This window comes from Paenibacillus sp. P4_A9 (genome assembly GCF_056402415.1).
Genome location: NZ_JBFUHL010000223.1, coordinates 1 through 1050, shown reverse-complemented (window position 1 = coordinate 1050; position 1050 = coordinate 1). Strand labels below are relative to the sequence as shown.

Genomic DNA, 1050 nt, shown 5'->3' with positions numbered 1-1050 from the left:
TGTGGTAGCAGGGATAAGGACACCTCTGGCGATTGCTCAGCTGAAGCACGAAATGCCAGTTATATACGAGCAGTTGTTCACTGCATCCAAGCAGCTAGAACAGCATTATAAAGATATGCAGGACATTGAATTTACCGTGGAAAACAATAAGCTGTACCTCCTGCAAACACGAAACGGTAAACGAAATGCGCAAGCTGCGCTTAAGATTGCGGTTGATTTGGTCCATGAAGGTGTATTGACGAAGCTGGAGGCTGTGGATCGCATCGAAGTGTCACACCTTGATCAGCTTTTGCATAGAGGAATTGATGAAGAAGCCATTAAAGACGTAATGGCCAAAGGTCTTCCTGCTTCACCTGGTGCTGCAGTTGGTCAGTTGGTATTTGACGCCGATACGGCGGCAGAGTGGAGCCGTGCAGGCAAGAAGGTAATTCTTGCGAGATCCGAAACGACACCGGAAGATATCCATGGGGTGATCGCTTCAGAGGGGGTACTCACAAGTCGTGGCGGGATGACAAGCCATGCTGCTGTTGTGGCTAGAGGAATGGGAAAACCTTGTGTATGCGGTTGTGAAGATATTCKAATTGTGATCGATGAGAAGCGAATGATGGCTGGAACCAAAGTCKTAGAAGAAGGCGATTGGATTACACTTGACGGAGCAACGGGGCGCGTCATTATTGGTGCCATGCCATTACATGAAGCTAGGATGACGGATGAACTTCTCGTTATGCTGAAGTGGGCAGATGAGATTCGCACGCTGAAGGTGTTTGCGAATGCGGATAATCCGCACGATGCGAGAATAGCGAGACAACTAGGAGCAGAAGGCATTGGGTTATGCCGAACAGAGCATATGTTTTTCTCACCCGCTCGTCTGCCTGTCGTTCAACGAATGATTTTGGCGGAAGATAAGCAGGAACGGTTGAAGGCACTTTCGCAGCTACTTCCTATGCAGCAGTCCGATTTTGAAGGAATGTTCGAGGAAATGGAGGGGCTACCAGTGACGATTAGGTTACTTGATCCTCCCCTGCATGAGTTTCTGCCTAACCTCGAAGA

General features: G+C 48.8%; 1 protein-coding gene. It reads left to right on the top strand.

Going from position 1 to position 1050, the window contains the following annotated elements:
- On the top strand, positions 1–1050 hold a 1050-nt coding region (locus tag AC1DVJ_RS31125; RefSeq protein WP_477596818.1), incomplete at both ends, for a PEP-utilizing enzyme.